Below are 24,137 nucleotides of genomic sequence, written 5' to 3'. Positions count from 1 at the left end.
CACTATGCCCGATGCCATGGAGGACGCGCGGTTGACCGCGAAGCATGCCGATAGCGCCGAGCTCCACGCCGGCGAGCTGGTCTACCGTATCCACGCCGCGCGCGACGACGACGGGTGGCGTGGCGTCATCGCGCAGGTGCGCGCCCGGTTTGCCGCGGGCACGGCCGTGCTGGCGCGGCGGCATCTGGCCGGCGGGCAAGGCGCGGTACTGTACGGCGCGCCCGAGGATGCGGCGTTCTTCCGCACCTTTGCCGAGTATTCGCCACGCAATCCCTGGTTCCTTTCCAGCCATGCCTATCAGCCCCTGCAGGTGATCGGCGGCGACGACATGCTCAGCAACGGCGACCTGGTCAGGACGGATTTCTACCACGCGCTGCTGCGGCCCCATCGATACCTGCACCGCCTGTGCGGCGTGGTGGCCCGCGAAGCCGACGTGGTCTACTTCCTCGAGTTGTACCGGCACGAAGAGCAGCGGCGCTTTGGTACGAAGGAAAAGGTGGAATTCCGCGGGCTGCTGGCGCATATGGCGCTGTCGCTGGAGAACCGCTGGCAACGGCACAGTGCCGCCGACCTGAGCCAGGCGCTGATGCGCATCATCGACGGCCATCCGCACGCCACCTTCCTGGTGGAGCAGGACGGGCGCATCGTCTACTGCAACCGCAGCGCGCTCGCGCTCTGCGGCCAGGGCAGCGGGCTGTACCGGGACGGCGACTATCTCGCCGCCGTGATGCCAACCGACCACCGCGCCCTGCGCGAGATGCTGGCGGCACTGGCCCGCAGGGCCGGGGACACGGGCGACGCGCACGCCGCCCATCCCGCGCTGGTGCCCACGCAGGTGCTGTCGGTCTCGGCGCCTGGCTACGCATTGCCTACCACGCTGACCCTGCAGCCTGCCGGCGCGTCCTTGCGCAGCGGCCTGGGCGAGGAACGCGCGGTGGTGGTGGTGAGTGCGCGCCGGCAGGGGGTGGAGCACGCGCACCACGACTGCCTGTTCGCGCGCCAGTTCAAGCTGAGCGAGGCCCAGGCGCGGGTCAACGCGCTGGTCTTCGCCGGCCACTCGATCGCCAGCCTGGCCGAGGCGCTGCACGTATCCGAGAATACGGTGCGCAGCCACCTCAAGCAGATTTTCCAGAAAACCAATACGCATGGCCAGATGGAGCTGGTGCGCCTGCACGCCCAGCACTGCCCGCCAGGCTGAGCGCCCACAAGCCCTGGCCGTGTGCCCGGAGGCCTCAGGAGGCCGGCATTTCCGCGGCGTTCCCTGCTTCCCCAATGCCGTTTGCCACCTTGCCTTCGTGCCCCCAGGCGCCATCGGCTCATGCGCCCGGGTGAGGTCGCATCACCCAGCCGGATGAGACGGAAATCCTCGCCGTGAAGGATTCGCGTCTGTCCGTCCCCACATATAGTTGATCCATCGCCCCTTGGCACCGTGCGGCGCCACGGCGTCGGGACCCGGCCGGCATCGGCATCCGCGCTGGCATCCGAAGCGCGTCTGCCCGGAGCCGGGACCACGAGCACCTGCCAAAAACAAGACCACCTCACGGAGGAGACAAGCCATGCTAGGCCTGACCTTGCTGTACGTCGGCGCAGTGCTGTGCCTGAACGGCCTTTGGCTGCTCGGAAAAATAGGCGACCGCGAGATCTGGGTCGTGAATATCTTCGCCGGCGGAGTGACCATGCTGGTATCGCTGCGGCTCATCTTCGGCGGCGCGGCGGATAGCGCGTCGATCAAGGCCGGCGCGCTGACGCTGCTGTTCACCTTCACCTACCTGTGGGTGGCGCTCAACCGCTTCAATGGCGCCGACGGGCGCGGCCTGGGCTGGTTCAGCCTGTTCGTTTCGGTCACGGTGATTCCCGTCGCCATCGACGCGCTGCGCCACGCCGGTTCCGTCTGGGATATCTGGTTCGCATGGTGCTGGGTCGGCTGGGGCGTGCTGTGGTTCCTGTATTTCCTGTTGCTCGCGATGCAGCGCCCGATCCTCAAGCTCACCGGTGTCGCCACGGTCCTGGCGGGCATCGCGACGGGCTGGCTGCCCGGCTATCTGCTGCTGAGCGAATCGTTCAAATAGACAGACCCGGCAACGTGGCGGGCAGCCGCGCGCAACGTTGACGGTTCAGGCGGCAGCCATGACGGCTGCACGGTTTCACGGCCGCAATCCGGCGCTTGACCGGATCCACACCAAGGAGACAGGCAGATGGCAGATACCCTTATCAAGGTCGATCTCGCGCAGTCGGCGTACGAGAACGAGAAGGTGCACAACCGCTGGCACCCGGATATCCCGATGGCCTGCTGGGTCAATCCCGGCGACGAATTCATCCTCGAGACCTACGACTGGACCGGCGGCTTCATCAAGAACAACGAGTCCGCGGACGATGTGCGGGACATCGACCTGTCCATCGTTCACTTCCTGTCCGGCCCGGTGGGCGTTCATGGCGTCGAGCCGGGCGATCTGCTGGTGGTCGACCTGCTCGACGTGGGCGCCAGGCAGGAAAGCCAGTGGGGCTTCAACGGCTTCTTCTCGAAGCAGAACGGCGGCGGTTTCCTGACGGACCATTTCCCGCAGGCGCAGAAATCCATCTGGGACTTCCACGGGGTCTACACCACGTCGCGCCACGTGCCCGGCGTGCAGTTCGCGGGGCTGATCCACCCCGGGCTGATCGGCTGCCTGCCCGACCCCAAGCTGCTGCAGACCTGGAACGAACGCGAAGTGGGCCTGATCAAGACCGACCCCGACCGCGTGCCGCCGCTGGCCAACCCGCCCTTCGCGGCGACCGCGCACATGGGCCAGCTCCATGGCGATGCCGCCAGGCGGGCGGCGGCAGAGGGCGCGCGCACCGTGCCGCCGCGCGAGCACGGCGGCAATTGCGACATCAAGGATCTGTCGCGCGGCTCGCGGGTGTACTTCCCGGTGTATGTGGATGGCGCCGGACTGTCGGTCGGCGATCTTCACTTCAGCCAGGGCGATGGCGAAATCACCTTCTGCGGCGCCATCGAGATGGCGGGCTGGGTGCATATGCGGGTGAACGTGATCAAGGGCGGGATGGCGAAGTACGGCATCAGGAATCCCATCTTCAAGCCCAGCCCGATCACGCCGACCTACAACGACTACCTGATCTTCGAGGGCATCTCGGTCGATGAAGACGGCAAGCAGCACTACCTGGACGTCAATGTCGCCTACCGGCAGGCCTGCCTGAACGCGATCGAATACCTGACCAAGTTCGGCTACTCGCGCGCGCAGGCCTACGCCATCCTGGGCACGGCGCCGGTGCAGGGGCATATCAGCGGTGTCGTGGACATTCCCAACTCCTGCGCCACGCTATGGATACCGACGCAGATCTTCGACTTCGATATCCGGCCGCAGGCCAACGGTCCCACCGCTCACATCAAGGGAGGTGCCGACGTCCTGCTCTCGCCCGACGTATCCTGAAGTGCCCCGGCTTCTGCTGAAGCGATGTGAAGCAAAGGCGGCCGGCGCGGGTTCCTGTCTTTCCACGCGCCGGCGGCCTCCAAACGAGCGGAGATCCGAATGCCCATTTATGAATACGCGTGCGTGGACTGCGGCAGTTTTACCGCGGTGCGGCGCATCGACGAGCGCGATGCGCCGCAATCCTGCCCGGGCTGCGGCCGGGAAGCCCGGCGGCAGGTCACGGCAACCATGCTGGCGCTGATGCCGCACGCCCGCCGGGCGGCGCATGCCGGCAACGAGCGCAGTGCCCATGCGCCGGCCAGCTCCCAGGGGCATCGTCACGGGCCAGGGTGCGGTTGCTCGGCGGGGAAGGCCGCCCCGGCCCGGCAGCCTGGTGCGGCCAAGTCCTTTCCCGGCACGCGGCCCTGGATGATCAGCCACTAGCGACCCGTGTCCCGGGGCCGTGATGCGGGAATTCAGATCGTGCCGCCACGTCCCTGATGATCTACGGCCTGCGGGCCGGCCGTGTGGACTTCGGTTTCGGCACGCCCGACATCGAGGTGCCGGGCGGGCAAGGACGGATTCGCCAGGCGGTGGTCAGGGCCACGCCCCTGCCCGCGCCGCCACGGCGCGCGCAAATGTGGAAAACCCGCAACGCACGATTTACGCATCCGCGCTGACTGTGTAATATCCGTCGCCTGCACGTTTGTGCAAGTCTGTTCACCCCTTCTTTCCTGGAGAGTAAAGTGCCTTGCATGTCCGCCATCGCCCCCTGATGCCGACGACACCTGCACACGCAGAGTGCCGATGGCGCGTTCGCGCAATCGTCTGCTGTGCCTGCTACCAGCGCTTTACACAATGCCAGACCTGAGTTGCCCTGAGTTGCCCCGAGGCAACTGACAATCCGCCGCGCGCCATCCCATTGTCGGCTCCAAATTTTCCTGGAGTTCGAAATGACGATGAACATGCCCGAAGCCATTCGGGACGATAAACCTGCCCACCAGACGTTCCGGGATGCCGCCCGCGGGCCGGGTGGCGAACCCGCGCCCGCACCGGTATCGGCACCCGTTTCCGGCCGCGTGAAGTATCCGCGTACCCCACACCTGCCATGGTCGCCCGGACTGGGCGACGATGACCGGAGGATTGAATCCCTGGAGGCATTCCACGGACGGCGCGTGATTGTCACGTCCAAGATGGACGGAGAGAACAGCTCGCTCTACCGCACCGGCATGCATGCCAGAAGCCTGGATAGCCGCCATCACCCAAGCCGGGACTGGCTCAAAGGTTTCTGGGGCGCGATCCGGGCGGATATTCCCGAGCGCTGGCGGGTGTGCGGCGAGAACCTGTTCGCCACGCACACGATTCCCTACCGCGACCTGGCTTCGTTTTTCCTGGGTTTTTCGATCTGGAACGGAGAGAACCTTTGCCTCGGCTGGGACGAGACCCTGGAGTGGTTCGCCTTGCTCGGTATCGAGCCGGTCCCGCTGCTTTACGACGGCGTGTTCGACGCCGCTGCGATTCGGTCGCTCTGGCGGGATAGCCAGCGCGAGCAGGCCGAGGGCTATGTGGTCCGGCTGGCGGGCGAGATCCCCTATGCCGAGTTCAGGCGCTGCGTGGCGAAGTTCGTGCGCAGCGGGCACGTCCAGACGGGCGAGCACTGGATGCACAACCATGCGTTCGCGCAGAACCACATGCGCCAGCGACAAGGAGATTCAAGATGGAGATGACCGATCTTTTGAGCGCAGCCAACCTGCAGTCGCTGCGGGCCTCGCCGGTCCTGCGCGCGCCCGCCTATGCACGCCTGGCGGCGCTGGTGCCGTGCGCAGGCGCCGATCCGGACTGGAGCGCCGTGACCGAAGCGATCCCGTGCCTGGCGCCATTGCGCCGTACCCCGCAGGACCCGCGCTACCACGCAGAGGGCGATGTGTGGACACACACGAAAATGGTGGTCCGTTCACTGGCAGGTCTCGAAGACTATGCGGCCGCCAGTGCGGAGCGCCGTTTTGTCCTGTTCTATGCAGCGCTGTTGCACGATATCGCAAAGCCGGCCACCACGCGCGTCGATAGCGAAACGGGGGCGATCGGCCAGCCCGGCCACTCTGCTCGCGGCGCCGTCGATGCGCGCATTCTGCTGTGGCGCAGCGGCGTACCGTTCGATATCCGCGAAGCGGTCTGCCGCCTGATCCAGGTGCATCAGCTGCCGTTCTATGCCATCCGGGGAAGCCGGTCCGGCGAATCCGCCGAGAGGGTGGTGCGGCGCCTGTCGCTCGAGCTCAGCCTGCGTGAGCTGGCGGCATTGGCCGAGGCGGACATGCGTGGGCGCATCTGCGCCGATCGCGACGAGGTGCTGGTCGATATCGCGCTTTTCCGCGAACTGGCGAGAGAGGAGGCGTGCTATGACAGGCCGCGCGAATTTGCGGATCGCTGGACCCGCATGCGCTACGTACGCGGGGAGGACGTTCACCCGGACTATGCGTACCACCGCGAGGCCGGCTCCGTCGTCACGGTCTTGAGCGGCTTGCCGGCAACGGGCAAGAGTACCTGGATCGGACAGCACTGCCGGGGGCTGCCGGTGGTGGGCTTCGACGATGCGCGCGAGGCCCTGGGTCTCAAGCACGGGAAGAACGAAGGCGCGGTAATGCACTTCGCCGTCGATCAGGCCAAGGCGCTGCTGCGCGATGGCCGCGCCTTTGTCTGGAATGCCACGCACCTGAGCCGGCAGATGCGGGCGAAGACGCTCGACCTCCTGTTCGCCTATGGCGCCGAAGTCAACGTTGTGTATCTTGAGGCGGCGGAACCTGCCATCATGGCGCGCAATCGCAAGCGGGATACCTCGCTGACGAACGCCGCGCTCGAGAGAATGCTCCATCGCTGGGAAGTGGTGTCGCCGGCGGAGGCGCATTCGGTGACTTACCATGTCGATGGGGATGTGTTCCGAACGACGGCTGACCCCACCGCCTCGGCGGGAGGCAGCGGCCCTACGACGCGTGCTTCGCCAGAAGTTCCGCGAACAGCCGGGCCTCCAGCGGGTGGCCGAGGAAGTAGCCCTGAACCTGATCGCAATCGAGCACGCTCAGTATCCTGAGTTGGCGGGCCGTTTCCACGCCTTCGGCCACGACCTCGATGCCGAGCGAATGCGCCAGCCTGATGATGACGGCGACGATCCGATGCGCGCGGGTGTCTTCCCCGTCCAGGGGCGAGACAAAGCTGCGGTCGATCTTCAGTTGGCTCACCTTGAGTTCGAGCAGGTGCGACAGGTTCGAATGCCGCGTACCGAAATCATCGATGGCAACGCCGAGTCCAATGGCGTGCAGATGGGCGAGCATCCCTGTCAAATGCGGGGATGCGCCGATCGCCGAGGATTCCGTGAACTCGAAGATCAGCCGGTCTGGCGCGATGCCGTAGCGGGAGAGATTGTCATGGAGGCAGGCGACGAGGTCGGCCTCGCGCAGATCCCGCAGTGAGATATTGACCGCGATGCGAGGCGCTCCCAGGCCCTGGCGTCGCCACGCATGGATCTGCCGGCTGGCTGCGCCGATCGCCCATTCGCTGAGCCGCATGATCGCGCCGCTCTCTTCGGCGAGCGGAATGAATTCGTCAGGCGGGATCGCGCCGAGCGTGCCGTGCCGCCATCGCAACAGCGCTTCCGCGCCGGCGAGCCGGTTGCCCCGTGCGGTGAACTTCGGCTGGTAGGCCAGCCAGAGTTCGCCGCGCAGCCCCGCGTGCGGCAGATCCTGCCGGAGCTGGCGCTGTCGATCGGTCAACTGGCTGGCGGCATCGTCGCGCGGCATGGCACCGGATCCGGCGGGGTTGCCGGTGGCGGGCCGGCGGGGATCGCCTTTGTCCAAAACGCCAGGCGCCAGCACTACGCCAGCCAGCGTTGGGCAAATTCGGGCCCGGACAGCGGTAGCGACAACAGGGTGCCCTGCACCTGGGCGCACCCCAGGGCGCACAGCGCATCCAGTTGCTCCCGTGTCTCCACGCCTTTGGCGACCACCTCCATGTCGAGCGTGCGCCCGATCTCGATGATGGCGGCGACGATGGCGCGCGCCCTGGACTCCGGCTTGTCCAGTCCCTGTACCAGCTGGCGGTCTATCTTGATCTGGTCGATGGCCAGGTTGCGCAGATGGGCCAGGCTGGAGCAACCCGAGCCGAAGTCGTCCAGCGCAACCGCGATGCCCATGGCCCGGAGCTGTTCAAGCATGGGTCCGGTCTGCGCCGGGTCGCGCATCGCCGCGGCTTCGGTGCATTCGAGCATCAGCCGGCCGGCGCCGAGCCCGTAGCGGCGCTGGCTATCGCCGAGGCGGACCAGCAGCGCGTTCCCCCGCAGCACGCCGGGCGCGACTCCGATGGCGATCCGCGGCGGACGCAGGCCGGCGCTGTCCCATTGGCTGACTTGCCAGCAGACCTCATCGAGCAGCCGGTGCGCAGTCGCGTCCACGGCGCCGTTGCGCTCGGCCGGGCGCCCGGGCGCATTCGGCAGCGGCAAGCCAGATATCGGACGCCGACAGCCCAGCAGGGCCTGAGCCCCGGTGAGGCGGCATCCGTTGGCGGTGAACGTGGGCGTGAAATGCACGCCAGGTTGTCGGCGGCGCGCTTCTCTGCCGTGCCGCCCCTTGTCGTTTCTGCAGCCCGGTTCTGCATGGCTTCGCAACTGCTGTCTCCCATCGGCCTATGCGGGAAGGACTCGACCCCGCAGGGCAGGGCGAGGTATCCGCGCGCTCGTCGGCCGGCGCTACGCGTGTGCGTGCAATGCCGGCCGCGGGCAGTCACCGCAAGTGTCATGCCAGCGGCTCGTGAGGGACACGTGGGGGGATTCGCGGATCGGGAGAGCGCTTCAGGTCTTCCCAGGGGGAGGGGGAAATCATCCGGTAGATCAAGGGGTTGCGGTGGCAGGCCAGCGGTCCCCCCGGGCGCGGCTCCGGCGCCGCGCGCAGGTGCCGAAGCAGCCAGGCCATGACGCCACGTAACGTTACGCCGGGATGGTTGCCGTTACGCGCGGAACATGGCGTCCTTGCGGTGCGGTTCAGAAGCTCGACCACTCGGCCGTCGCCGGCACGGCAGCGGTCGTCGCGATGGCCCTGGCAGATGGCGTGACCGGCCGTGACGAGGCTGCGGCAGTCTTGCGCACGGACGGGGCAGGGCGGGGCGCAGGCGCGCTGGCGGTGCCTTGATGGCCCAGCCTGAAGACGGCCACCGTATCCTTCAGCCTGGCGGCCTGTTCCTCCAGCGACTGCGCTGCCGCTGCCGCTTCCTCCACCAGCGAGGCGTTCTGTTGCGTCACTTCATCCATCTGGCTCACCGCCAGCGCGACCTGCTCGATGCCGCTGGTTTGTTCGACCGAGGCGGCGGAGATTTCGCCCATGATGTCGGATACCCGCTGGATGTCCCGGATGATTTCGTCCATGGTGGACCCCGCCTTGCCGACCAGCGCGGTGCCGGTGGTCACGCGTGCCGACGATTTGTCGATCAGATCCTTGATCTCCTTGGCGGCGCTGGAAGAGCGCTGGGCCAGCGACCGCACTTCGCCGGCGACGACGGCAAAGCCGCGCCCCTGTTCACCGGCGCGTGCGGCCTCGACGGCGGCATTCAATGCCAGGATATTGGTCTGGAAGGCAATGCCCTCGATGAGGCTGATGATGTCGGAGATCCGCGTCGAGCTTTCATTGATCTCGCTCATGGTCGCCACGACATTGCGGATCACCTCGCCGCCCTGGTTGGCGGTGTTCGATGCGGTCGCCGACAGTGCTGCTGCCTGGCGCGCGTTCTCGGCGTTCTGTTTCACCGTGCCGGTGAGTTCTTCCATGCTGGCTGCGGTCTGTTCCAGCGAGGCGGCCTGCTCCTCGGTGCGCGAGGAGAGATCGACGTTGCCCGCGGCAATCTGCTTGGTTGCTGCCGCGATGGTATCGCTGCCCGTGCGAACCGCCAGGACGGTTTGCGCCAGGCCGTCCTGCATCTTCGCGATGCCCGACAGCAGTTGCCCCATCTCGTCGCGCGAATGGATTTCAACGGGCCGGCTCAGGTCGCCCGCGGTGATGTGGTCGAAGTGCTGCAGGGCCGCGTCGAGCGGGCGCGCGATGGCGCGGCGCAGTGCGATCCAGCTGTACAGGGCGAGCGCGAGCCCGGCAAGCAGCGCGCCGATGGTGATCAGCCTGAAGCTTTCAAAGGACGATAGGGCCGACTCGTAATTGGCCTTGGCAAGCGACGTCTGGAATTTGCTCAGGGTTTCGCCACTGGCCTGCAAGGCAGCGTAGAACGGGGTTTGCCCGACGCCCGCCTCGATGATTTTCTGGTGATCTCCCGACCTGACCGCCGCGGCAAAGGCATTGAGTGCGTCGTACAGCGCCTTGCGCTTGGCGCTGACATCCTGGGCCAGCCGCTCTTCCTCGGCATCGCGCGGCAGCGACAGGTAGCGCTGCCATGCCGAGTCGGACTGGGCCATGAATTTTTCGATCCGCGTCAGCAACTCCGCCGCGTGGGGGGACTGCGGATCCAGGCCTGCGCTGAACAGGGACGTTCTGACGCGCCCTAGCCAGATATCGGCCTCGGCGATGGCGATGGCGCTTGGCAGCTGGTTGGCGTATGTGGCCTGGTTTGCTGCATTGCTGCGGGTCATGCCGAGCAGGCCCAGTATTCCTACGACAAGCAGCAGGACGGAGAGCACGCACATGGCGATGGCGAGCCGTGTCTTGATGGTCAGGTTGGAAAGCATCTTCGATCCATAAATTGAGGGGAATCTCAATACCCGTTTACGGCAAAATGGCATGAAGATGAAGCGGGAGTATGAATTCGAGGCAATCGCCGCGTTGCGCAACGATAGGGCGATAGAGGCCGGCATGCGCCCCGCGCGCGCTTGAGCCTGCCCCCCCCAGACGATCATGCCGAGATCATGGCTTTACGCTTGCCATGGTCTTCGCTGGCACCATCTCGCGTACCAGCGTGCGCAAGCGCACGACGGCCGCTGGCAGGTGCGCCTGGCGCATCGCCAGGTGCAGGGGCGCGGTCAGGGATGGGGTGTCCGCCAGCGCGCGATAGGCGATGTCGTCGCCACCCAGCCGGCGCATGGACGCAGGCACCACGGAGACGCCGAGTCCGGCCGCCACCAGGCTGAGCGTGGCGGGCAGGCGTGGCGCTTCCTGCGCCACCAGCGGACTGAATCCCGCTGCGCGGCAGGCGGTCAGGATGGCGTCATACAGCCCCGGGCTCGCCGGACGGCGGTACAGGATGAACGGTTCGCGCGCCAGTGCGGACAGCGGCAATGGGGCGTCGGCATCGGCCGCCAGCGCATGGCCGGCCGGCAGCGCGGCCAGCATCGGTTCCTCCAGCACGGCATCGAGCAGCAGGCCGGCGGTGCTGCCGACCGGCGAGCGCACGAAGGCCGCGTCGAGCCGCTCATGCAGGATCGCATCCACCAGTTCGCTGGTGCCGGCTTCCTCCAGGGTCACGGCAACGCCCGGCACGCTTTCGCGAAACCTGCGCAGCACCGCGGGGACGAAGGGATGCAGGGCGGCGGATCTGGTGAATCCGACCATCAGCCGCCCTTGCTCCCCGGCCGCGGCGCGGCGCACCACCTCGGCCACGCCATCGGCGCGCGCCAGTACCGCGCGCGCCTCTTCCAGCAAGGCCAGGCCGGCTTCGGTGGGCCGCACGCCGCGCGGCAGGCGCCGCATCAGCAATACCCCCAGCTCGGCCTCCAGGCCGCGCAACAGGCGCGTGAGCGGCGGCTGCTGCATGCCGAGCCGTTCGGCGGCACGGGTGACGTGGCCTTCCTCGGCCAGCGCGACGAACGCGCGCAACCGGCGTAGCTCGATCATTGCCATACTCTCTGGGTATTGAAATCGTTCCAAATATGCATTGGAAATCATAGCAGCCCGGGCCTATCCTGACGGCGTGAATCTCCGGGGACGGCAGCGCGAACGGCCCCGGCACCAGAACCGAACCCGCAAAGGAGCAGCAATGACTTGGTCAGCCAGGCAATACGTGAAATTCGAGAACGAACGTACCAGGCCGGTGCGTGACCTGCTTGCCGCCGTGCCGGGGCGCGAGCCGCGTATCGCGGTGGACATCGGCTGCGGTCCGGGCAATTCGACCGAGGTGCTGGCGCAGACCTTTCCCGGCGCCAGCGTGAGCGGCCTGGACAGCTCGCCCGACATGATCGAGGCCGCGCGCAAGCGGCTGCCGGGTTTGAAGTTCGAAGTCACCGGCATTGAAAGCTGGTACGAGCCGGGCCCATACGATCTGATCCTGGCCAATGCCGTGCTGCAATGGCTGCCGGACCATGGCCGCCTGCTGCCCGCGCTGGCCGCCAAGCTGGCTCCGGGCGGCAGCCTTGCCATCCAGGTGCCGGACACGCTCGACACGCCCGCCCATCGCCTGATGCGCGAAGTCGCCGCCGACGGGCCGTGGGCCGGCAAGCTGGCCGACGCCGCGCAGGCGCGTACCGCGCTGCCCGGCGCGGCCTGGTATTACGAGCTGCTGCGCGCCCACTGCGCCACGGTCGACGTGTGGCACACCACCTACCACCACGCGCTGGCCGGCGGTCCTGCAGCGATCGTGGAGTGGTTCAAGGGCACCGGCCTGCGGCCCTTCCTGGATCCGCTGGACGAGGCCGGGCGGGTGGCCTACCTGGAGCGCTATACGGCGGCTGTGGCGCGCGCCTATCCGCCGATGGCGGACGGAACGGTGTTGCTGCCGTTCCCGCGGTTTTTCATCGTGGCCACACGCTGAGGTCGCATGGCGGCGGGGCCGGGCACGCGCGGCCGGTCAGGCCTTGCGCAGGTAGCAGGCCTTGAGCATGAAGCTGCCGGCGTCCATCTTGCAATCGACCTCATGGTCGCCGCCCACCAGGCGGATGCTCTTGACCTTGGTGCCCATCTTCAAGGTGATGGACGAGCCCTTGACCTTCAGGTCCTTGACCAGCACCACGGCGTCGCCATCGTTCAGCACATTGCCGTTGGCATCCTTCACGACCGCGTCCGCATTGTCGTCCGCCGGCGCGGCGGCCGCCATCGCCCATTCGTGGCCGCAGTCGGCGCAGACGAAGTTGTCGCCATCGGGGTAGGTGTTCTCCATGGCGCATTGGGGGCAGGCTGGGACGGTGGACATGGCGGTTTCCAGGTGAATGAGGCTTGAGGGGGCTAGAGTATAACGGCCTGCGCACAGGCAGCGGGTCAGTGCGCTCCGCCGGTGATCCTGCGCGCAACTACCGCCGCCAGCGCCGGGGCCATGGCAAAGCTGGCGAACAGCCAGGCCGCGGCCGATTGCGCGCCCGCCGTACCGCCCGGGCTGGTAATCCCCGCCGCGTTCGCCACCAGTCCCGCCACCGCCGCGCCGATCGCCATACCGTAGAGCTGAACCGTCGTGATCGCAGCCGAAGCCGTCCCGCCCTCGCCCGATGGCGCCAGCGTCAGCACCTGCGTCAGCAGGTGCGGCCAGCCGATGCCCACGCCCGCCCCCGCGCCCGCCAGCGCCAGGCCGCAGAGCAGCGTGCGCGTGTCCGGCGCCAGGCCGGCGCCAGCGGGCATCAGTACCGCCAGCACGAGCAGGCTGGCGGCGCAGAGCATCGGACCTGCGCGCAGCAGGCGTGCCGCCCCGGCGCCGCCGTGCCCGGACGACAGCAGAGAACCCAGGCTCCAGCCACCCGCCATCGCGGCCGTGAGGTAGCCTGCGGCCAGGGGGGTATGGCCATGCAGCGTCTGGAGGAAGTAGGGGACGAAGATCTCCGTGGTGGTGCCGACCAGGAGCAAGGCCACGCTCGCATAAGCGGCGCCAAGCGGCGTGCCCGGGGCGGTTGCGCCGGCAGGCAGCAAGCGCAGCGAAGCACGCCGGTCGTAGGCAATGGCTGCCGCGCCCAGGGCGATCCCGGCAGCCACGCCGGCACCCTGCCAGGCCAGCGCCGCCGACAGGCTGCCTGCCGCAACGGCCAGGACGGAAGCCGCCAGCAGCGCAATCTGCGGGACTGGCGTGCGCGGCGCGGCGCCGGCAGGTGATGCGGATGCCGAGGCGGGCCGCAGTTGCGCCGCCACCAGCAAACCCTGCAGAAGAGCAATGGGCAGCAGGGTCCAGAAGGCCCAGCGCCAATGCCCGGCCTGCGCGAAGAGGCCACCCACGGCCGGCCCGCAGAGCGTGGCCACGCCCCACATGCCCGATACCAGCGCCACGGCGCGCGGCCACAGCGGCGGGGCGAACACGACCCGGATCAGCGCATAGCTCAGCGCCGCCAGCGTGCCGCCGCCCAGGCCCTGCACGCTCCGGCTGGCCAGCATCCAGGGCATGGACATCGCCAGGGCGCAGCCGGCCGAACCCAGCGCGAACACGGCGAGCGCCGCCATGCAGGCGCCGCGCGGCCCCAGCAAAGCCAGCAGCCGTACGGACACTGCCGCGCCGACGATGGAGGCCACGACAAAGAGCGTGGTGTTCCAGGCGTACCAGTCCAGCCCGCCAATGTCCCGCACCACCGACGGCAACACGGTGGTGACGATGTGCACGTTGATCGCGTGCAGCGCCACGCCGCCCGTCAGGGCCAGGGCCAGCAGGCCGTTCCTGCCGCGCAGCAGATCGCCCCAGCTCGCGGTGAATGAGGGTTCACGGGGCATCGGGGTGTCTCGCAAGATCTGTCATCGTTGTCACCTTAATATGCAAGTAATGACTTGGATATTAAGGTGACGCGAGGGATTAGGCAAGATAATGCTTTGGAAATATGGTCTTTCGATCCGTGCGTGCGAGCGCTGCGGACGGCAGCGCGGGCGATGTGCCCGATCCGGGGAGCCGCGGCTGTCAGGTGCGCGATGCCGCTTCGGTGGGCTTGCCAGCCAGCGTTTCTCCGCCTTCCGGCAATGGCGGGCTTCGTCTGCCGCCACGCCACCGGTCCGCCCGTGGCAGGCCGCCGCGTGCCGCCATCTGCTGGGCGCGTTGCTGCAAGCGCGCCAGCATGCCGTCGAGCTGCGCGGCTTCCGCCTCGTCCAGCGTATCCAGCAAATCAAGGTTGACGCGTGCGGTCAGCGGGAAGACTTCCGCGTACAGCGCCTCGCCCGCGGCGGTGAGGGCCAGCGTGACCTGGCGCGCGTCGCCGGCGCGCGCCACCCGGCTGACCAGCTTCTTGCCTACCAGCGACGTGATCGCACGCGAGGCGCGGGGCCGGTCGAGATGGGCCAGCCGCGCAAGTGCCGAAGAACCGATCGATGCCTGCGCGCCGTGCGCGCCCAGCAGGGCCAGCAAGCGCCATTCGCGGCGGGTGATGCCAAACTGGCCTTCGCAATAACGGATCACGATGCCACCGGCATCCGCTAGCACGCACCCCAGACGGTAGAGCAGGAGGTCTTCGATGCATTGCGGCTGGTTCAGGCGATTGGTGGGCGGCATGGTTGCTGTCGGGTTCTCGGTTAACGTCTGCATTTTGCACCTGCATCTTGCGGGCGCGAGCGAAACGCAGGGCGTTCCGGGCGCGCGGTACAGGTGCCCCGGCGATAGCGCGGCTGCGATGCCAGTTCAGATCTGCGGCGCCGTGCCTGGCGGTGCAGGCTTTGCCGTACGATCACCCGGCGGTGGACTACTCCACCGTGACGATAATGGATACCCGCCGGTTCTGCGCACGGCCCTCTGGGCTGCGATTGTCGGCCACGGGCCTGCTGTCGCCCAGTCCCCGCACCTGCATGTCGAGACGCGGGAAGCCCGCTGATTCCAGCACCTTCGCCACGGCCTGCGCACGGCGCAGGGACAACTGCTGGTTGTGCTCGGCCGCGCCGGCGTTGTCGGTATGACCGTCCAGCCGGAGCCGGCCAATGCCTGCCGCGACCAGGGCATGCCCGAGCCGCTGCACGGCCTGCATCCGTTCGCTGCTGACGACATCCTCGTCGTGATTGAACAGGACTCTCTCGGAGAGACCCAACTCCCAGCCGTTCGCCGTCAGTTCGAAACCCTGCTGCTTCAATACCTCGACCTGCGCGGCGGTGGGGCTCCCGGCGGGCGCGGTCTGGCAGCCTGCCAGGGCCAGGGCGAGTGCCAGCGCGGCGATCGCCGCGCTGGCACGGGTGCGTCGTGGCAAATCAAATGGCCGCATCGGTTTCTCCTATCCCTGCGCACCCGGGCCGGCACTCCGCCAGGTGCCGCCCGAATGACGCTTGGCGTCGTACATGGCCCCGTCCGCGGCCTGCAGCAGTGCCTTGGCGGTCCACGCGTGGAGCGGAAACACGGCAACACCGATGCTAAGCGAGGCGACAATGTCAAAGCCGTCCGGCAAGGGGATGGGGTCCTTCATGCGCAGCAGAATCTGCTCGGCGATCTGCTTCGCATCGGCGTCCTTGCGCAAGGGAGCGAGCAGGACCGCGAACTCATCTCCGCCCAAGCGGGCAACGGCGTCCTCCTCGCGCAGGCACATGCGGATGCGCCGCGCGATGCTGACCAGTATCTCATCCCCCGTTGCGTGGCCAAAGCGGTCATTGATGTCCTTGAAACCATCGCTGTCCAGATACAGCACAGCGATCTGCTTCTGCTGCGCTTGCGCATCGCGAACCGCCCGCTGCAGCGCATCCTCGAACGCCCCGCGGTTCAGCAGTCCGGTCAAGCCATCGTGGCTGGCGCGGTGTGCCAGCGACCGGTTTTCGTGCTGGAGCTGGCTCTGCCAGGTCTCGAGTTCGTCCAGCAGGCCGTTGAAGTCCTCGCCGAGTGCATTGAGCTCGGCGATGCGGGCCGGCGGCGTGCGTTGCTCGAAGGCGCGTTCCGAGCGTACCGCGTGGGCTACGCGCATCAGGTTGCGCACGGGCTCGATAATGTGGACCAGCATGCGGCGCGATATGTAGTGCGCGCTGATCGCGGTGAGCAGCAGGCAAGCCAGCAAGCCCAGCAGGCCGCTCAGCACGAAGCGCAACAGATTGATGGGGTCGCCGGTCAGGCGAACGCTGCCCACCTTTTGCGTCTCATGGAGGATGGGCTGCTCCACCGGGCCGGACAGCATCAGGTCACTCATGGCTCGCCTCGGACCGGAGAATTTTCCGGTGGCGGGGCGCTGCCATGCGGCCAGCAGCCGGTTCTCCCGGTCGTAGACGCGTGCCTGGGCTACGTCTTCCGCGGCGGCGATGATCGCCAGCATCTCGCCCGCGGCCGCCCGGTCGCGGAACACCACCGGTGCTTCCAGCGTGTAGGCGATGGAGCGGGCCACCAGGTGCAGGTTGTGGTCGGCATAGACGCGCAGCGCTGCCAGGCCGATCGTGGTCAGCGAAATGCCGACCGTGCATACGGCGATCAGCGCCACGCTGAAGTGGATGCGGCGCAGGGAGTGGTACAGCGTCGGACGCGATGCGGTTGCGCCGGGGCGGGACTGCCTTTTCATGACGGCGGCTCGCGGCGGCGGCCAAGCTGCAGTACGCCGGGATGGATGTGGATCCCGCTGCGGGCAACCGAATCCAGGTTGACGCGGAACGAAACGTCGTTATCGCGGATGTCGAGGCAGAACATGCTGACCACCTCGCACTCGTCGTCGTGTTCGGCGATGACGAGAACCGGCTTGCCGCTCAGTTCGGCTGACATCTTCTTGCGCCGGGCCTCCGTCATGGCGCCCAGATAGAGCGAGTCGCAGTCGCTCGCCAGTCCATCGTTCACCACGTCGACGCGCCTGGCCTGCACCGGGCGTCCGGTAGGCAGGCTTGCCCCTTCCAATAGCTTGCCGGTGTAGAGCGCGGAACCGTCCACGCAAAGGCGCAGCACGTCGCGCTCGGCGGGCCAGCGAGCATAGCTGAGCAGGTTGAGCACCACCTGGGCCACGGTCTCCAGGCGCGGCCGGGCAGCGTCCGCCGTGGCCGCCGGCATCGAAGCCGACAGCGCTGCCGCACACAGTGCCGGGAGAATACGAGGGAAGCGCAACGGCCTGCGTTTGCTGCATGATCCGCCTGGGGTGGTTGCCATCGGGGGACGGATCAGAAGGGGCGAGCGGCCAGGTTGTTTGGCGTTGCAGGGAGCATAGACCGGGGACATGCGCTGATCGGGTGTCGCCCGCGTGGATCGGCCTCAATGGCGACGACCAAGTGTTTCATGGAAAACCTGCAGGCGGTTGAATGCAGTGTAGCCGTGCGGGCAAAGCCAGGAGGCGGCGGCCACATTTGTTTGCATTCGCGCTTCGCCGCCGCATACGCCCCGGATCCCTTGGGGGGCAGCTCATGCGAGGCCGGGGTATCGCGGGTGAGAGTGGAAACGGTCATGCGCGGAGCGCGCGGCCCGCGTCTGTCCGCTAGTCGCATGGCCAGGAAAACCTGCAGCATGACTTTTCAGGAAAAGAAAAACCCCGCAGCCAGGGCGGGGTTTCCGTCATGCCGGGCGCAGCGGCAAATCAGGCTTGCGACTGGGTACCGTCCGTCGAATCCGTGTTGGCTTGCTCATCCTCTTTTTTCTCGACAGCGGCCTCCAGTGCAGCGGCGCCTTTGAAGCCGGCCACGGCTGCAATGCCCTTCGTCAGCAGCGAAGCGTCCGGGTCGAGTTTTTCCGCTGCCTCTACGGCCACCACCGCACCTGCGATCTTGCCTACCTCATCCAGAATTCCCATTGCCATCTCCATCCAGGTTGAACGTGGAAACACATGCTCTCACAAATGTCAGCGCCATGTCGCGTTGGCGCCGGGATTGTGGCGTAGTCGCCGCCGTCATTTTTCCGCTTGCGGGAAAGATGATGGCGATACCGCACCTCGCGCGAGCAACGGGGGCCGAAGTCGGTCCGCCGCCACTCTGATTGCGCCAGCCGGCGCCAAGAGAGAGCGTCCTGGGATTGTGATGGATGTGGGCCGCCGGGTATTTTCAACTTGCGACATCGACACTATTGTTTGCAGACGTTGCGCAAGCTGCCTAGTATCTTCCCCGGCGACGTATTGTCGCGCTCATTTTTTTATGAAAGCCATGGGACATCACCATCAGGGGAATGCACGCAGCGCCGCCGCCGCGTTGCGAAAGCAGATTGCGATCGGCTCACTGCTGGTTCTTGCCGGCAGCGCCGCACATGCGCGGGCCGAGAGCGGCCTGCGATGTGAAAAGGTCCACAGGCACGGTTTGACGGAGAAGGTGATTACCTACACGTCACCCGATGGAAAGACGTATGCGCTGAATGGCTACGCCCGCCTGCGTGCGCGCTCGCATCACTGGATCAGGGCAACCCATGCCTTGCCTCCGGAACAGGCAGCCGATTTGCTGTCGCGCGGGCTCAAGCTTTGCGACAGCCTTACCTGAGTTGGCTGAGCTAGCTGAGTTAGCTGAGTTAGCTGAAGGTACCCAGTACTTGAATCGGCTCGCTGGCCGCCAGCCACGGGCACAGTCGCAGTATGCGCGTGCTTGCCTTGAGGGCAATGCAGCTGCCCCGGGGCGCCCGGGTCAGTCCTCGGCCAGCGGCTTGGCGCGCTTGCGCCCACAGCGACGATTCGATGCCAGCCCCTGGGGGCGCATCGACCGGATTGCTGCCGCATTCGACGCCAGCCATTCGCCGGCAGCGGACGCCTCCAGCGGGTGGGAAAAGAGAAAGCCTTGCCCGATGTGGCAACCGTGTTCCGCCAGGAATTGCCGCTGGACATCGGTGGTTACGCCCTCGGCGACGACGCTTAGATCAAGGTTGCGGCCGATCCGGATGACCGCGTCGACCAGAACCTGGGCTGCCTTGCTCTCGTGCAGGTCTGCCAGGAAGCTCCTGTCAAGCTTGATCTCATTGACGGGCAGGTGGATCAATCTGCTGAGGCTGGAGAATCCGGTGCCGAAGTCATCGATCGACAGGCGGACGCCGAGTTCGTGGAGGGCGGTGAGGGCTGCTTCGGCCTCCGTCGTGTAATCCAGCAGGACGCCCTCGGTGATCTCGACGGTCAAGTCGCCGCCGGACAGCCCGTGCGCGCGCAGGGACCGGGCCACCGTCGCGATCAGGTCCGGGTCACGGAAACTGATCGGGGAAAGATTGACCGATACCGTTGGAACGGCCAGGCCCTGGGCTCGCCAGGCGCTCAACTGCCGGCAACCCTCTTGAATGGCCCAGTTGCCAATCTCCGTGATGAGGCCGGACTCTTCGGCCAGCGGGATAAACTGGTGCGCCGAGATCTCGCCGCGCTGCGGATGCTGCCAGCGAGCCAGCGCTTCAAGTCCCCACAAGCGGCCGCTGGCAAGGTCGATCTGCGGTTGATAGTGCAGGGTCAACTGCCGGGAAGAAACAGCGATGCGGAGCGCTTTTTCCAGTGTCTGCCGGTCTTCCAGCCGCCTCGCGATGGCCGCATCGTACAGGCACGCCATATTGCGTCCGGCTTTCCTGGCCTGATACATGGCCAGCTCGGCCTGCCTGAACAGCGTTTCGCGATCACGATTGCTGTCCGACAGCACGCTCACGCCGATGCTCACCGAAAGCCGCACGCCGTCGAGACGCGCAATCGTCAGTGGCTGGGCGAGCGCATGCACCAGGGCTTGCGCCGCGCCAAGTGCGTTGGCCTGTGCAAGTTGCGGGAGGATGACCCCGAATTCGTGGCTGCCGAGCCGTCCAACCTCTCCCTTCCCGCCGATTTCAGTCTGGACCCGCGTCGCGACTTCGCACAGCAGGTGGTCTCCGACCGCCTGTCCCAGGAAGTCATTGATATGCTTGACCTTGTCGATCTCGATCACGAGGACCGATAGCGGTGAGCCGGAAGCGGTTGCCGCCAGGAGCGCCTCATCCGCGCGCATCAACAGGGATTGACGGTTGGGCAGCCCGGTCAGTGAGTCGGAGAACGCCAGTTCGCGGATGCGTTCCCGGGAGCGGTCGCGTTCGAAGGCCAGGACGCAAAGATGCGTGGCAATCGCCACCATCGACTCCTGGAAGCCGTCCGGCCCGCGCTGATGGCGGTAATAAATGGCGAAGGTGCCCAGCACGCGGCCATCGTTCGTCCGGATCGGGCTGGACCAGCAAGCGACGAGGCCCAGCGGCGCAAGCAGTTCCCGGAAGGGCGCTGCCCTTGGGTCGCTTGCAATGTCGCGGACCAGAACCGCTTCGCCAAGAAATGCCGCCGCACCGCAAGCGCCGACCTGCGGGCCGATCCGCAGGCCGTCGATCGCCTGCGAGAATGCCTCCGGCAGGCTGGGGGCGGCCACCGGATGCAGCCTGCCTTGCTCCAGCCGCAGGACCGAGACGATCACGCCGGGCACCATGCGTTCGATTTGCCGGCACATCCGGGTCAGGATCTCCGCGGTCGGAACGTCACGCACCATGGCTTCCAGCGCCCGGTTCTGGATCGTTTCGCGTACCTTGGTATCGGTGATTTCGGTCAGGACGCAAAGGGCATTTTCCAGCCGCTCATCCGCGGCCAGCACCGGTGTCGTGACACAGGAATACCATCGGGGACGCCCTTGCTTATCCGGAATCAGCGCTTCGTGCTGCAGCGTGCGTCCGGTCTTGAGCTGGGCGAGCATCGAGTCGATGGTCTCCGTGGGCGTATTGACCGGGCGCAGGAGTTCCCGCGGGAGGCGGCCCATTGCTTCCGCTGGCGCATAGCCAAATGCATGCGTGAAGCTGGCATTGATCTGGCGTATTGCACCAAGCCCGTCGACGATCATGACCGGATTGTCGGTCTTGTCCATGCACATGGCGAGCAAGCCAGGCTCGCGCTCCAATGGTGGCGCAGGTTGCAGGTCCGTCGATACATCCGATCCGCCGAGCGGAGACGCCAGCGATGGTATCGCGCGTTGTTCTTTGCGTTGCATATCGCGCACTTTTTTTGGCATTGGGGGCTGGCTGGCGTTCGGATTCAAATCGCGCGCAGGAGGTAGCGCCTCTTCATCGCCTGAATACATCATGGCGTGATTCAACTCTCTCCTTGGACCGGTGCTGGTTTGGGGCATGGCGCATCGAATGCTGCGTCCGCCCGGCAATCTCCGGCACGTCAAAATAGCCTGTTAACGCAAGCCGCGTACTTGGCGATGACATCCGACCGTCCTGCCGTGCCCTTGTATCAAGGCGGTCTTTGCGGCAACGCTGCCAGGCGGCACGACCGGGACGGCCTGTGACGCATGCCGTCGGCCGCGCACGCGATCCTTGCCGCGTTGATGCGCCATTCCGGCTGGCGAGCGAACGCCGGCTTCGAGCGAGGCCCAGGCCGATGGTGATGGCGCCGCGATGGGCTTCCTGGTGCCGTGCCGGCGAGTGCGCGATTTTATAGAGGAGCGCCAAAGCGAAGTGAAAAAGAATGTATCTACGCTTCGCGACCTGCCAATGCGGGACTGGCCGTGGCGACGCCCTTCCCGGTTCGTGCTGCGGGATCAGTTGCCCCTTGTTGCTGGCTATCCACAGAAGCGGGGATGATTGATTAGAACAATCGATGATACGGGACTTACAGTGGTCCGGCTCTTTGGCGCGCTGGCGCGCAGGCGCCTGACGGCAAGGTGCGCCGTGCGGCCACCGCCGCCCGTATAAAAATGAGACGGAGACAATGCCATGATCCCAAGCCTTCGCGCCCCGTTGCGGGCCTTGACCCTCGCATGCATGCTGTGCGCGCCGGCGCTCGCGGCGCACGCCCAGGAGCGCTATCCCGTCAAGCCGGTACGCTTCGTCAACAGCTTCCCACCAGGCGGCCCGTCCGATCTGCTGGCCCGCTCGGTGGCCGAGGTGCTGCAGGGCGAGTTCAAGCAGGCCTTCGTGGTCGAGAACAAGCCGGGCGCCGGCGGCAACCTGGGCGCCGGCGCCGTGGCCAAGAGCCCGGGCGACGGCTACACGGTGCTGTTCGGCATCGACACCACCTTTACCGTCAACCCGCATCTCTATGCATCGATGCCGTTCCGCCCGGGCGAGCTGAAGCCGCTGATGATCCTGGCGAGCTCGGGTTTGCTGGTCGGCGTGCATCCCTCCACAGGCATCCGCACCCTGCAGGACCTGCTGGCGCAGGGCAGGGCGAAGCCACTGAATTTCAGCTCGGGGGGCAGCGGCAGCCCCGGCCACCTGGCCATCGAAGCGGTCCTGCGCGCCACCGGCGTCAAGCTTAACCAGGTGCCCTACAAGGGCAGCACGCCGGCGGCGACGGCGGTAGTGGCGGGCGAGGTGGATGGCGGCATGCTGGCCACGCCGGCCATGCTGCCCTTCGTCAAGGCCGGCAAGGTGACGGCGCTGGCGGTGACCAGCCGGAAGCGCTCCCCGCTCGCGCCGGGCGTGGCCACGGTGGCCGAGCTTGGGTTCAAGGACCTGAAGCATGAGGTACTGTATGTGGCGATGGTGCCGGCCGCCACGCCCGAACCGGTACTGCGCATGCTCGAGCGCGCTCTCGCCGGCGCCCTGGCCCGGCCGGACGTGCAGGCGCGCATGCAGGCCCTGGACCTGCAGCCGGAGGGCATCACCGGCGCCGATGCCGCGCGGCGCCTGTCGGAGCTATCCGAGTACTATCGCCAACTCATTCTTGCCACGGGCATGAAAGTCGAATGAAACCCAACCTGATCTATATCGTCGCCGACGATCTCGGTTATGCGGACCTGGGCTGCTACGGTGGCCGCGAGCCGGTCTCGCCGGTGCTCGACGGCCTGGCCGCCAACGGCCTGAAGCTGACGCAGGGCTACGCCAACTCGCCGGTATGCTCGCCCACGCGCTTTGCGCTGATGACGGCGCGTTACCAGTACCGCTTGCGCGGCGCGGCCGAGGAACCGATCAATAGCAAGAGCCGTGGCAGCAGCGCGCTCGGGCTGCCGCCGTCGCATCCCACCTTGCCTTCGCTGCTGCAGGCGGATGGCTATCGTACTGCCCTGATCGGCAAGTGGCATCTGGGGTTTGCGCCGGCCTTCGGGCCGCTGCTCTCCGGCTACCAGGCGTTCTTCGGGCCCATGGCCGGCGGCGTCGATTACTTCACCCACTGCGACTCCAGCGGGCGGCACGACCTGTGGCATAACGATGCCGAGCACCGGGAGGCAGGCTATCTCACCGATCTGCTATCCCGCCGCGCGGTCGACTTTGTGACGCGCATGAGCGGCGAAGGCGCTCCCTTCTTCCTGAGCCTGCACTACACCGCGCCGCACTGGCCCTGGGAGACGCGCGATGACGCCGCCCTTGCGCCGCAGGTCCGGGACAACCTGTTTCACCTGGACGGCGGCAACATCCACACCTACCGCCGCATGATCGGCCACATGGACGAGGGCATCGGCTGGCTGGTAGACGCGCTGCGCCGGCTCGGGCAGCTCGACAATACGCTGATCGTCTTCACCAGCGACAACGGCGGCGAACGCTTCTCGGACAACTGGCCGCTGGTCGGCGGCAAGATGGACCTGACCGAAGGCGGCATCCGCGTGCCGTGGATCGCCCACTGGCCCGCCGTGATCGCGCCCGGCGGCACCAGCGCGCAGCACTGCATGACGATGGACTGGTCGGCCACCTTGCTGGACGCCGCCGGCGTACGGGCCGACCCGGCCTTCCCGCTGGACGGGGTGTCGCTGATGCCACTGCTGCGCGATGCCGGACATGGCTTCCCGCGTCCGCTGTACTGGCGCATGAACCATCGCGACCAGCGCGCGCTGCGTGACGGGGACTGGAAGTATCTCCAGGTCGACGGGCATGAATACCTGTTCGACCTGAGCCGGGACGAGCGCGAGAGATCCAGCCAGGCGCAGCGCCAGCCCGAGCGGCTGGCGGCGATGCGCGAGGCCTGGCTGGCCTGGAACGCGGGCATGCCGCCGATTCCGGAGGATGCTACGGTCAGCCTGGGGTATTCGGCGGCGGACATGCCGCAGCGCTGAGGATGCGCCGGCCGGGCGCACTTCCCGGCTCAGGGCGGCGGAC

Annotated in this window: 23 protein-coding genes; 11 read left to right on the top strand and 12 right to left on the bottom strand. The window is 66.9% G+C overall.

What is annotated here, in order from left to right; genetic code table 11:
- The first annotated feature begins 4 nt into the window (after positions 1-4).
- The 7 genes from AC3FOF_RS31200 (at position 5) to AC3FOF_RS31170 (ending at position 6,492) form a co-directional block, all read left to right on the top strand.
- A complete protein-coding gene (locus AC3FOF_RS31200) occupies positions 5-1,198 on the top strand; it encodes a LuxR C-terminal-related transcriptional regulator (RefSeq protein WP_488728787.1) in 1,194 nt (397 codons plus the stop codon).
- Between the two features lie 358 nt (positions 1,199-1,556).
- The gene (locus AC3FOF_RS31195) at positions 1,557-2,069 is read left to right on the top strand and encodes an AmiS/UreI family transporter (protein WP_017228358.1); all 513 of its coding nucleotides are present in this window, start codon (positions 1,557-1,559) and stop codon (positions 2,067-2,069) included.
- Between the two features lie 126 nt (positions 2,070-2,195).
- Positions 2,196-3,428, top strand: a complete 1,233-nt coding sequence (fmdA, locus tag AC3FOF_RS31190) for a formamidase (protein WP_017228357.1) — start codon at positions 2,196-2,198, stop codon at positions 3,426-3,428.
- Between the two features lie 99 nt (positions 3,429-3,527).
- Positions 3,528-3,851 carry a zinc ribbon domain-containing protein gene (locus tag AC3FOF_RS31185; protein WP_017228356.1) on the top strand — a complete coding sequence of 108 codons (324 nt, stop codon included), beginning with the start codon at positions 3,528-3,530 and terminating at the stop codon, positions 3,849-3,851.
- 56 nt (positions 3,852-3,907) lie between these two features.
- Positions 3,908-4,087 (top strand): hypothetical protein, encoded by a 180-nt coding sequence (locus AC3FOF_RS31180; protein ID WP_017228355.1) that lies wholly within the window; start codon positions 3,908-3,910, stop codon positions 4,085-4,087.
- Positions 4,088-4,360: 273 nt separating this feature from the next.
- Positions 4,361-5,134, top strand: coding sequence for an RNA ligase family protein (locus AC3FOF_RS31175; protein ID WP_488728786.1), 774 nt, complete (start codon positions 4,361-4,363; stop codon positions 5,132-5,134).
- A 122-nt stretch (positions 5,135-5,256) separates the two neighbouring features.
- Positions 5,257-6,492, top strand: coding sequence for an AAA family ATPase (locus tag AC3FOF_RS31170; RefSeq protein ID WP_488728785.1), 1,236 nt, complete (start codon positions 5,257-5,259; stop codon positions 6,490-6,492).
- Here AC3FOF_RS31170 and AC3FOF_RS31165 read toward each other — a convergent pair.
- The 4 genes from AC3FOF_RS31165 to AC3FOF_RS31150 all read right to left on the bottom strand — a co-directional run bounded on the left by AC3FOF_RS31165 (position 6,386) and on the right by AC3FOF_RS31150 (position 11,227).
- Positions 6,386-7,255 carry an EAL domain-containing protein gene (locus AC3FOF_RS31165; protein ID WP_017228352.1) on the bottom strand — a complete coding sequence of 290 codons (870 nt, stop codon included), beginning with the start codon at positions 7,253-7,255 and terminating at the stop codon, positions 6,386-6,388. The genes AC3FOF_RS31170 and AC3FOF_RS31165 overlap by 107 nt on opposite strands.
- A gap of 17 nt (positions 7,256-7,272) precedes the next feature.
- The gene (locus AC3FOF_RS31160; RefSeq protein ID WP_488728784.1) at positions 7,273-8,061 is read right to left on the bottom strand and encodes an EAL domain-containing protein; all 789 of its coding nucleotides are present in this window, start codon (positions 8,059-8,061) and stop codon (positions 7,273-7,275) included.
- A gap of 372 nt (positions 8,062-8,433) precedes the next feature.
- Complete coding sequence (locus AC3FOF_RS31155; RefSeq protein ID WP_017228351.1) at positions 8,434-10,119, bottom strand: methyl-accepting chemotaxis protein; 1,686 nt, start codon at positions 10,117-10,119, stop codon at positions 8,434-8,436.
- A gap of 175 nt (positions 10,120-10,294) precedes the next feature.
- Positions 10,295-11,227 carry a LysR family transcriptional regulator gene (locus AC3FOF_RS31150; protein WP_488728783.1) on the bottom strand — a complete coding sequence of 311 codons (933 nt, stop codon included), beginning with the start codon at positions 11,225-11,227 and terminating at the stop codon, positions 10,295-10,297.
- A 136-nt stretch (positions 11,228-11,363) separates the two neighbouring features.
- Between AC3FOF_RS31150 and tam the strand changes: the two genes are divergently transcribed.
- On the top strand, positions 11,364-12,134 hold the full coding sequence (gene tam, locus AC3FOF_RS31145; RefSeq protein ID WP_488728782.1) for a trans-aconitate 2-methyltransferase: 771 nt from the start codon (positions 11,364-11,366) through the stop codon (positions 12,132-12,134).
- A 36-nt stretch (positions 12,135-12,170) separates the two neighbouring features.
- Here the strand turns inward: tam and AC3FOF_RS31140 are convergent, their stop codons facing one another.
- The 7 genes from AC3FOF_RS31140 to AC3FOF_RS31110 all read right to left on the bottom strand — a co-directional run bounded on the left by AC3FOF_RS31140 (position 12,171) and on the right by AC3FOF_RS31110 (position 17,940).
- Positions 12,171-12,512, bottom strand: coding sequence for a zinc ribbon domain-containing protein YjdM (locus tag AC3FOF_RS31140; RefSeq protein WP_017230832.1), 342 nt, complete (start codon positions 12,510-12,512; stop codon positions 12,171-12,173).
- 65 nt (positions 12,513-12,577) lie between these two features.
- Positions 12,578-14,002 (bottom strand): MFS transporter, encoded by a 1,425-nt coding sequence (locus AC3FOF_RS31135; protein WP_276269085.1) that lies wholly within the window; start codon positions 14,000-14,002, stop codon positions 12,578-12,580.
- 181 nt (positions 14,003-14,183) lie between these two features.
- Positions 14,184-14,801 (bottom strand): MarR family winged helix-turn-helix transcriptional regulator, encoded by a 618-nt coding sequence (locus tag AC3FOF_RS31130; protein ID WP_488728781.1) that lies wholly within the window; start codon positions 14,799-14,801, stop codon positions 14,184-14,186.
- Between the two features lie 154 nt (positions 14,802-14,955).
- Complete coding sequence (gene yfiB / locus AC3FOF_RS31125) at positions 14,956-15,465, bottom strand: outer membrane lipoprotein YfiB (protein WP_488728780.1); 510 nt, start codon at positions 15,463-15,465, stop codon at positions 14,956-14,958.
- A gap of 9 nt (positions 15,466-15,474) precedes the next feature.
- Positions 15,475-16,734 carry a diguanylate cyclase DgcN/YfiN gene (gene dgcN, locus AC3FOF_RS31120; RefSeq protein ID WP_488728779.1) on the bottom strand — a complete coding sequence of 420 codons (1,260 nt, stop codon included), beginning with the start codon at positions 16,732-16,734 and terminating at the stop codon, positions 15,475-15,477.
- Complete coding sequence (gene yfiR, locus AC3FOF_RS31115; RefSeq protein WP_488728778.1) at positions 16,731-17,264, bottom strand: regulatory sequestration protein YfiR; 534 nt, start codon at positions 17,262-17,264, stop codon at positions 16,731-16,733. The genes dgcN and yfiR overlap by 4 nt, the downstream gene beginning before the upstream one ends.
- Positions 17,265-17,727: 463 nt before the next feature.
- Entirely contained in the window at positions 17,728-17,940 is a 213-nt protein-coding gene (locus AC3FOF_RS31110; RefSeq protein WP_276268903.1) for a hypothetical protein, read from the bottom strand.
- Between the two features lie 337 nt (positions 17,941-18,277).
- On the opposite strand from AC3FOF_RS31110, the gene AC3FOF_RS31105 reads away from it, so the two are divergent.
- Complete coding sequence (locus AC3FOF_RS31105) at positions 18,278-18,613, top strand: hypothetical protein (protein WP_276268902.1); 336 nt, start codon at positions 18,278-18,280, stop codon at positions 18,611-18,613.
- A 141-nt stretch (positions 18,614-18,754) separates the two neighbouring features.
- Here AC3FOF_RS31105 and AC3FOF_RS31100 read toward each other — a convergent pair whose 3' ends face one another.
- Positions 18,755-21,193, bottom strand: a complete 2,439-nt coding sequence (locus AC3FOF_RS31100) for a sensor domain-containing protein (RefSeq protein WP_488728777.1) — start codon at positions 21,191-21,193, stop codon at positions 18,755-18,757.
- A gap of 625 nt (positions 21,194-21,818) precedes the next feature.
- Between AC3FOF_RS31100 and AC3FOF_RS31095 the strand changes: the two genes are divergently transcribed.
- Together AC3FOF_RS31095 and AC3FOF_RS31090 are read left to right on the top strand one after the other, a co-directional pair.
- A complete protein-coding gene (locus AC3FOF_RS31095) occupies positions 21,819-22,796 on the top strand; it encodes a Bug family tripartite tricarboxylate transporter substrate binding protein (RefSeq protein WP_276268900.1) in 978 nt (325 codons plus the stop codon).
- On the top strand, positions 22,793-24,094 hold the full coding sequence (locus AC3FOF_RS31090; RefSeq protein WP_017227373.1) for a sulfatase family protein: 1,302 nt from the start codon (positions 22,793-22,795) through the stop codon (positions 24,092-24,094). The genes AC3FOF_RS31095 and AC3FOF_RS31090 overlap by 4 nt, the downstream gene beginning before the upstream one ends.
- Positions 24,095-24,137 lie beyond the last annotated feature (43 nt).

This window comes from Cupriavidus sp. 96C5-1 (assembly GCF_057798855.1).
This window is presented reverse-complemented; position numbering and strand designations above follow the sequence as displayed.